We start from the raw sequence: 728 nt of genomic DNA, 5'->3' as shown, positions 1-728 counted from the left end.
CGCACGCCCGCTATTCCTAGTGAGCAGGGTTATCTTTCTCTCTTATCTCTTTTATATCACGTTTTTAACTTACAATTGCCTTAGATGGAAAATAGAGATATTACATAAAATTTTAAATTCGGTCTCAAAGTTGAAGAATGTAGGCTTGGAATAGCAGAAAGACTAATGAGATATCTAACAGTTATGAGTATTATTGCTTGGAGGATCTTCTTTATTACATCAATTGCAAGAGCTAACCCAACATTACCATGTACTACCTTATTAGCTGAAGAGGAATGGAAAGTTTTATATGTTAAAATACACAGAAAACCATGTCCAAGTGTAGTTCCCAACATAAAAGAAGCTGTTTCATGAACTTGGAGGCCATTTAGCAAGAAAAAATGACCCAGAACCAGGACCTTATGTTCTTTGGAAAGGATATAAACGTCTCTTTGATTTAGCAGAAGGATGGCGACTTGCTCACGAACCTCATATTTGTGGGTAATAGTAAGTTGTTAGCGGGATCTGGAGATACCGCGGCGGTATGACGTAGGGAATCTTACTTATTATAGCTATAGTTCTACATGAATTACAAAAGTAATATTTACTAGATCTTAATATTTTAGATCTATATTTTAATAAATAATGAGCTGTAATTAGTATGAATAATCCATTTATAGTATTTTCTAAAATGAATGATAAATTTCCATTATGGTATTACCAACCAAAAGTTGTAAGTCTGTATATTT

Annotated in this window: 1 pseudogene; it reads left to right on the top strand. The window is 33.2% G+C overall.

Annotated elements, in window-relative coordinates:
- Positions 1 to 76 precede the first annotated feature (76 nt).
- Positions 77 to 484: pseudogene (locus WOCAOBSORBRA_RS06055) on the top strand (IS4 family transposase); the annotation flags it as partial.
- Positions 485 to 728: the final 244 nt, after the last annotated feature.

It is taken from the genome of Wolbachia endosymbiont of Cardiocondyla obscurior, from assembly GCF_902713635.1.
Classification (GTDB): Bacteria; Pseudomonadota; Alphaproteobacteria; order Rickettsiales; family Anaplasmataceae; genus Wolbachia; species Wolbachia pipientis.
The sequence above is the reverse complement of the archived record's forward strand: the minus strand, read 5'-3'. Positions and strand labels throughout refer to the sequence as shown.